This is a genomic window from Nocardiopsis listeri (assembly GCF_020741345.1).
GTDB classification, from domain to species: Bacteria; Actinomycetota; Actinomycetes; order Streptosporangiales; family Streptosporangiaceae; genus Nocardiopsis; species Nocardiopsis listeri_A.
On sequence record NZ_DYZD01000401.1, the window covers coordinates 1 to 6,795 of the forward strand.

General features: G+C 70.6%; 8 protein-coding genes and 1 pseudogene. 3 read left to right on the plus strand and 6 right to left on the minus strand.

Annotated features, from left to right (window positions below):
* The 5 genes from K8V84_RS21605 to K8V84_RS21625 all read right to left on the minus strand — a co-directional run.
* Nucleotides 1-628, minus strand: a 628-nt coding sequence (locus K8V84_RS21605; RefSeq protein WP_304077983.1) for a PHB depolymerase family esterase, incomplete at its 3' end; no start/stop codon positions are given.
* 218 nt (nucleotides 629-846) lie between these two features.
* On the minus strand, nucleotides 847-1,635 hold the full coding sequence (locus K8V84_RS21610) for a creatininase family protein (protein WP_304077985.1): 789 nt from the start codon (nucleotides 1,633-1,635) through the stop codon (nucleotides 847-849).
* A complete protein-coding gene (locus tag K8V84_RS21615) occupies nucleotides 1,632-2,321 on the minus strand; it encodes a FadR/GntR family transcriptional regulator (protein ID WP_304077987.1) in 690 nt (229 codons plus the stop codon). Before K8V84_RS21615 ends, K8V84_RS21610 begins: the two co-directional genes overlap by 4 nt.
* Nucleotides 2,322-2,393: 72 nt before the next feature.
* On the minus strand, nucleotides 2,394-2,822 hold the full coding sequence (locus K8V84_RS21620; RefSeq protein ID WP_304078000.1) for a TetR/AcrR family transcriptional regulator C-terminal domain-containing protein: 429 nt from the start codon (nucleotides 2,820-2,822) through the stop codon (nucleotides 2,394-2,396).
* 4 nt (nucleotides 2,823-2,826) lie between these two features.
* Nucleotides 2,827-3,054 carry a hypothetical protein gene (locus tag K8V84_RS21625; protein WP_304077990.1) on the minus strand — a complete coding sequence of 76 codons (228 nt, stop codon included), beginning with the start codon at nucleotides 3,052-3,054 and terminating at the stop codon, nucleotides 2,827-2,829.
* A gap of 392 nt (nucleotides 3,055-3,446) precedes the next feature.
* Between K8V84_RS21625 and K8V84_RS21630 the strand changes: the two genes are divergently transcribed.
* Nucleotides 3,447-3,797, plus strand: a complete 351-nt coding sequence (locus K8V84_RS21630; RefSeq protein WP_304077992.1) for a type II CAAX prenyl endopeptidase Rce1 family protein — start codon at nucleotides 3,447-3,449, stop codon at nucleotides 3,795-3,797.
* Here K8V84_RS21630 and K8V84_RS21635 read toward each other — a convergent pair.
* Complete coding sequence (locus K8V84_RS21635; RefSeq protein WP_304077995.1) at nucleotides 3,775-5,295, minus strand: acyl-CoA synthetase; 1,521 nt, start codon at nucleotides 5,293-5,295, stop codon at nucleotides 3,775-3,777. The two genes, K8V84_RS21630 and K8V84_RS21635, sit on opposite strands and share 23 nt — an antisense overlap.
* A 210-nt stretch (nucleotides 5,296-5,505) precedes the next feature.
* Between K8V84_RS21635 and K8V84_RS21640 the strand changes: the two are divergent.
* Both K8V84_RS21640 and K8V84_RS21645 read left to right on the plus strand, forming a co-directional pair.
* A pseudogene (locus tag K8V84_RS21640) lies at nucleotides 5,506-5,690 on the plus strand (haloacid dehalogenase type II); the annotation flags it as partial.
* Between the two features lie 86 nt (nucleotides 5,691-5,776).
* Nucleotides 5,777-6,700 (plus strand): ketopantoate reductase family protein, encoded by a 924-nt coding sequence (locus K8V84_RS21645; RefSeq protein WP_304077998.1) that lies wholly within the window; start codon nucleotides 5,777-5,779, stop codon nucleotides 6,698-6,700.
* The last annotated feature ends 95 nt before the right edge of the window (nucleotides 6,701-6,795 follow it).

Sequence of the window (6,795 nt, forward strand, 5' to 3'; positions counted from 1 at the left end):
CGGGGTCGCAGTCCAGGTCGTGGGGGTAGAGCGCGGGGGCGACCGGAGCGATCGCGGTGACGCGTTCGGCGGCGGCGCAGGCCAGGATCGCGGTGAAGCCTCCGCCGTTGGACTTGCCGGTGGCGTAGACGCGTGCGCGGTCCACGCACAGATCGGACTCGACGGTGTCGAGGAGGTCGTGGGTGAAGGCGACGTCGTCCACACCGGGCGCGGAGTAGGGGGCGCCCTGCCAGGCCTGTCGGTCGTCGTCGCCCTGGCCGATCACCCCTTCGGGGTAGACGACGACGGCGGGCAGTTCGGAGAGTCCGGAGAACTCCTCGGTGCCGGCGCCGGTGTTGCCCCGTCCGTGGTAGGCGAGGACGACGGGCCAGGCACGGTGTTCGTCGTAGTCGTCGGGCAGGTGGAGCCGGTAGGAGCGGTCCAGCCCACCACTGGTCAGGGGGTGTTGGACACTCTGTCCGGGATCTTGGGGCGGTGGGGCGGCGCAACCCTCGGAGCGGTGCGGGGCGATGTCGTCGGGAGCCGGGGGGTCGGCGGCCATGGCGGTGGAGGTGCTCGACAGGATCAGGACCGGCAGGGAGAGCGCGATCGTCAGGCGGGCGAGGGGTCGTCGGTGCGGGCGACTCATGGTGTCCTCTTCCGTCGGGTGCGGACGCCTCGGGGGCGTTTTCGGGTACGGCTGACGGACCCTCGGCCATCGCGGACGCGACCGGGGGTCTGCGGATTCGGTCGGTACCGGGCTCGCGGCGGTGGCGGGTCCGGTGGGTGGAGCCTCTGCGGGGCTCGGTTGGCTTGGGAGGGGTCGGTCCGCCTCGGTGTGGCGGACCGACCCGCTCAAGGGCCGGGTCAGGCCTTGAGCCACTCCTCGACGAAGTCGGTGATCTCGGCGACGACGCGGTCGACGATGGCCGCGCCGTCCTCGGCGGTGGCCCGGGCCGGGTCGCCCAGGACGCCGTTGGCGCTGAGTCGGTCGTAGCGCACCTGGATGGTGGGGGGTCCGGGACGGCGTGCGAGTCGGGGCAGGGCGTCGAGCTCGGACAGGTTCCTGGTACCGGGGGCGAAGCGGTCGGTGTGGACCAGGCCGGGTGCCAGGTGGAGCATCTGCGCGGTCTCGGCCTCACCGCAGTGGCCGTGGACCTCGCTCTTGGGCATACGGGCCACGACGTCGGCGGCGACGGAGGTCAGGGGCGACCACGCGAACTGGAGGTCGGGCAGGTCCGCCAGCAGGTCCTGGGCCAGGGTGGTGAGGGCCGCGTTGTTACCGCCGTGACCCGTGATGACCAGGACCTTGCGCCATCCGTGCGTGTACAACCCGTCCAGGTACTCGCGCAGCACCGTGCGGAAGGTGTCGACGGACAGTGTGAGCGTGCCGGCGAAGGCGACGTGGTGGGGCGAGACGCCCACCGGCAGGCCGGGACCGATCACGGCCCGCCCGGAGAGGCGTTCGGCCACGCGATCGGCCACCGCCTCGGCCCTGACCAGGTCGGTGGCCAAGGGCATCGCGGGACCGTGTTGCTCGAAGGCTCCGGCCGCGAGGATGACGACCGGGCTCTCGGTGACGGCCTCGGCCGCCTGCTCGGTGGTCATGTCGGCGAGGTGGTGCGGGCGCGGCGTGCGGGGTTCGGGGGTGCTCATCGGTCCGCCGCCTCGCGCGAAGCGGCCGCCACGGCGTCCCTGATCGATGTCAGGTGCTCACGGGTGAGGCGTTCGGCGGCCTCGGCGTCACGGTCCTTGACCGCGGTGTAGATCTCCATGTGTTCCGCGTGGTCGCGTTCGCGGTCGTGGTAGCGGTGCCTGATCTCGACCTGCTCGCGTGAACGCACGAAGAGCAGCGCCTCGACGGTCTCCCGCAGCAGGGTGTTGCCGGTGGCCGCTGCGAGCGCGACGTGGAAGTGCACGGGCGCCTCGTCGTCGAAGCGGGGCGGGTGCAGGGCGTTGACGGTGGAGCGTTCGATCTGGGCCAGCCACTCGTCGTCGCGCACGCGTGCGGCCGTGGCCACGATCGGCGGCTCCAGGACCAGCCGGGCCTCGGCCAGTTCCAGGACCGAGTCCCGGCTCTCCCTGGGCAGGTGCGGGTTGACCAGGAGGGTCCGGCTGAACCCGGCGCCCACGTAGGTGCCCGACCCGTGTCGGAACTCCACGACGCCGGTGGCCTCCAGCCGGCGCAGCGCCTCGCGCACGGTCGGGGTGGTGACGTCGAATCGCTGGGCGAGTTCGCGGGAGGAGGCCATGAGGTCCCCGGGCGCCAGGCTCTCCTGGCGGATGATCTCCACGATGTCGTCGGCGAGCCGCTCGGACAGGGAGGGCGCGTTCTTGTTCATATAGTGACTAAATCACTTAGTCTGTTGGTGCGTCAAGTCACATCCGCACCCCTCGTCGAAACGATCCGCACGTCAAGGGGTGTCGACCTCGGATCGGCGCTCGACGACGCGCTCGGCCATGCGTTGCTCCACTCCGTCCAGCAACCAGGTCAGGGCCCGTTCGAAGACCTCCACGGGCCCGAAGGGTGCCTGGAGGCGCTCGATGGCCTCGAAACGACCGGCCTCGATCCGGCGTGTGGCAAGGCAGCCCTCCTGGACGGCGGCGAAGGAGCGCCCTTCGGGATCGACCCGGACTTGGGCGCGGTCGGCCGCGATCACCTTGGCGACGTGTCCCCGGACGAGCCCATCGACGGCCTCCACCACGGCGAGCGCCTCCTCCGCGCCGAGCCCGGTGCCTTCGAACACGCGGATGGCCGAGTCGGTCCACGCGAAGGCGTGGGGGCCGACGAACGGGCCGGAGGTGATCTCGATCAGCCAAGGGTGCTCACGGAAGGAGGCCAGATCCTCACGGGCCCAGGCCTCGACCTTCTCCCGCCAGGTTCCCGGGCGGGCGTGCGGGGGCGGCGACCTTGCGCATCGACAACACCTCGACGCCCTCGGACTCGACGACGTTCATGGCCGCCTCCACCACACGCTGGACGGTGAGCCGGTGGCGGGGGCCGCGCCCGGGTCGACCGAGACCGGTCCACAACAGGTCCAGCGTGGCCTCGATGCCCTTTCGTGCGGTGGTCATTCGCCTTCCCCTTCACCGAACCACTTCGCCAAAACTCCGTACGCCGTTCTAAATCAATCGAACAGCGTACGGAGTTCATTGGAGCACTCATGCCCCCACCGGAAACCCCCGTCCACACGAGGACCTGATCCGGATCGGGTCACCGGTCGTCGTGTTCACCCTGGCCGGCGTGGCCGCGTACGCGCTCATCGACCTGTTCTCCACCGAACCCGACGGCCCCCTGGGGACGGCGATTCGTTCGACCGCCTTCGCCCTGGTGGTCCTGCCGTTGGTGTGGGTTCTGTGCCGCACCGGCGGGCGCACCCTGTCCTCGATCGGCCTGAACATCCCCGCGTCGGCCCTCGTCGTGGGCGCCGCGCTGATCACCGACAACGCCACCCTCGACCCCGCTGATGGTGTTCGCGCAGATCCCGCCCGAGGCGCTGGTCTTTCGCGGCCACGTCCAGCACCTGCTCGGGTTCCGCCTCTCCCGGGTCACCGTGATCCTCGTCCAGAGCGCGCTGTTCGCGGGCGCGGTGTCCCTGGTCGTGGGATCCACCGACGCGCTCCTCGACCTCGTCCTCCTCGGTGTCCTCGCCGGACTGTCGCGCGCGACCACCGGCGGGACCTGGGCCGGGGTGGGCGTGCGCCTGGCGCTGACCGCCACCGCCACCGTGCTGCACGGAGTCGACGTCTCCTTCGGCGCCGACGTCCCCACGACGGCGGACCAGGACCGAGGGTTCAGTCGCGCAGTTCACGCTTGAGGATCTTGCCCGAGGCGTTGCGGGGCAGCTCCGTCACCACCCGCACCGCCTTGGGCACCTTGAACGGGGCCAGCCGCTCCCGGACGTGCTCGACGAGCACCTCGGGAAGCTTGTCGGTGTCGGCACCCGGCGCGGGCACCACGAAGGCGGTCACCGCCTCGATCCACTTCTCGTCGGGCATCCCGACCACCGCGGCCTCGACCACCTGGTCGTGGGCGAAGAGCACGTCCTCGATCTCCCGGGAGGCCACCATCACGCCGCCGGTGTTGATGACGTCCTTGATCCGATCCACGATCTCGATGTAGCCCTCGGCGTCGACGCGCACCAGGTCCCCGGAGTGGAACCAGCCGTCCCGGAACGCCTCGGCGGTCTCCTCCGGCTTGTCCCAGTATCCCCGGCACAGCTGCGGGGAGCGGAAGACCAGTTCGCCCGGCTCCCCCGGGGCGACGTCGTCGCCCTCGCCGTCGACCACCCGGAGTTCCACGAACAGGACCGATCGTCCGGCGGAGGCCGGGCGGTCGGTGTGTTCCTCGGGGCGCAGCACGGTGGCCAGCGGGCCGATCTCGCTCTGCCCGAAGCAGTTGTAGAACCCCAGGTCGGGAAGGGTCGTCCGGAGTCTCTCCAGGACCGGCCCGGGCATGATCGAGGCTCCGTAGTAGGCCTTGCGCAAACTGGACAGGTCGCGGTCGATGAACTCGGGGTGGTTGGCCAGGGCCACCCACAGGGTGGGTGCGGCGAAGAACGCGCCGTGGCGGTCGGTCTCGATCCGGCGCAGCAGGTCGGTGGGATCGGGCGTCTCCACGAGGGTGTTGGTGGCGCCCAGCGCCAGCCAGGGCATGAGGAAGACGTGCATCTGGGCGCTGTGGTACAGCGGCATCGCATGCAGTGGGTCGTCGTCGGCGTTCAGGTCCAGGCCCACCAGGCACGACAGGTACTCGTGGACCAGGGCACGGTGCGTCATCATGGCGCCCTTGGGCCGCGAGGTGGTCCCGGAGGTGTAGAGCAACTGCACCAGGTCGGTGTCGACGACCTCCACGTCCAACACCGGAACCGGCCCCTCGGCGGCGTCGGCCAACAGCGAGCCGGCACCACCGCGCAGCTCCAACACCTGTTCGATCCCGGTGCGCGAACGCAGACCGTCCACCGCGGAGCGCAGCGCCGGGTCGGTCATCACCATGCTGCTGCCGGACTGTTCGAGCAGGTAGGCCAGTTCCTCACCCTGAAGGGCGAAGTTGATGGGAACGTGCACCAACCCGGCGCGGGCGCAGGCCAGGTAGCCGATGAGGTAGGCGTCGGAGTTACGCCCATAAGCGGCGATCCGGTCGCCCTTGGCGGCGCCCAGGCCCAGGAGGCGGGCGGCGGCGCGGGTCACCGCGTCGTCGAGTTCGGCATAGGTCCAGGTGCGGTCCTCGAAGACCAGGGCGGTGCGATCGGGGGATCTCACCGCGCTGCGGTGGAGGATGTCGTCCACGCGGCTGGAGGTGGTCGAAGTGGTCATGGCACCTGCCCTTTCCAAGGTCACGGCCCGAAGGTCGGGGCCGTCGGCACGGATCCCATCCTGTTGTCCCTCCACCCGCGTCCGCAAGGGTCCACGTGGCAGGATGCTCCGGCCTCGGAGCGGGCCCGGCGCACCTGGGCGGGGGGTCCGCCCTCAGGCGGAACATCCGCTCTTGCGACGGGGTGAGCAGACGGCGGAGGGCGGGATCCGGGGCGACCGGCCGAGGGACTGCTCATGGTGGCCGCGCACGACCGGGACCTGCGCGGGGCCCAGAGGTCGGGGATGCGGACGGCGTACGTCGCCCGGCCGGTGGGCGCCCCGCCCACCTGGCGGAACGATTCGACCTGTACGCCGGGGGTCTGGATGATCTGGCCGACCACCTCGGGGTGGGCTGACCGAGTGGTCGGATCGCCCTTGCGGCGGGGTGTCCCATCGTCATACGTTTTGCCTGGTTCAGCGAGTTCGACGGAGTGGGAGCGGCATGAGGATTCTTGTGGTGGGCGCCGGGGCGGTAGGCGGGTACTTCGGTGCTCGGCTGGTCAAGGCCGGTCGGGACGTCGACTTCCTGGTGCGACCGGCCCGCGCCGCGCTGCTTCGCGACCGTGGGCTGGTCCTGCGCACGGTGGAGGGTGAAACCGAGAGCGTGCCCGTGCGCGCCGTCACCACGAGCGAGCTCACCCCCGAGTACGACGTGATCCTGCTGGCGGTGAAGTCCTACGGGTTGGAGGGCGCCGTGGCCGACCTGGCCGGGGCGGTGGGGCCGCGGACGGTCGTGGTGCCCTTCCTCAACGGCATGCGGCACCTGGACGTGCTCACCGAACGCTTCGGTCAGGATCGCGTCTACGGCGGGGTGAGCATGGTGATGACCCGGCTGGGCGAGGCCGGGGAGATCGTCGAGGTCGGCAAGATGGGCGAGCTGATCTACGGGCCGCTGGGGCCGAGCCCCGTGGTGGAACTCGACCAGGTGCACAAGGCCTTGGACGGAGCCGGTTTCACCGCTCGGGCCGCCGAGGACGTCCGTCAGCGGATGTGGGACAAGTGGGTGTTCCTGGCCGCTCTGGGCGCCGCCACCTGTCTGATGCGCGCCCCCATCGGTCGGGTCAACCGGGCCCCGGGCGGATCGGAGTTCAGCGCCGCGATGCTCGCCGAGGCGATGGCGGTGGCCACCGCCGCCGGGTTCCCACCGAGTGAGCACATCCGGACCTTCGCCGAGAAGACCATCGGCGACACCGAACGCGAAACGTCCACGTCCATGTACTGGGACCTGACCCATGGCAACCCGGTGGAGGGCGACCACATCGTCGGCGACCTGCTGAGTCGGGGTCGGGAACTGGGTGCGCCCACTCCGCTGTTCGCGCTGGCCCACACGCACTTGAGCGTGTACTCGGCCGGCCGCGATGGCTGAGGGGCCGTTCGGTCCCGGCCGTCACCGAGGCGACCTTTTCGCGAACCCACCGCACGAACATGATCACCCTTGGTAGTTTTCCTCTGTCCGGAGCA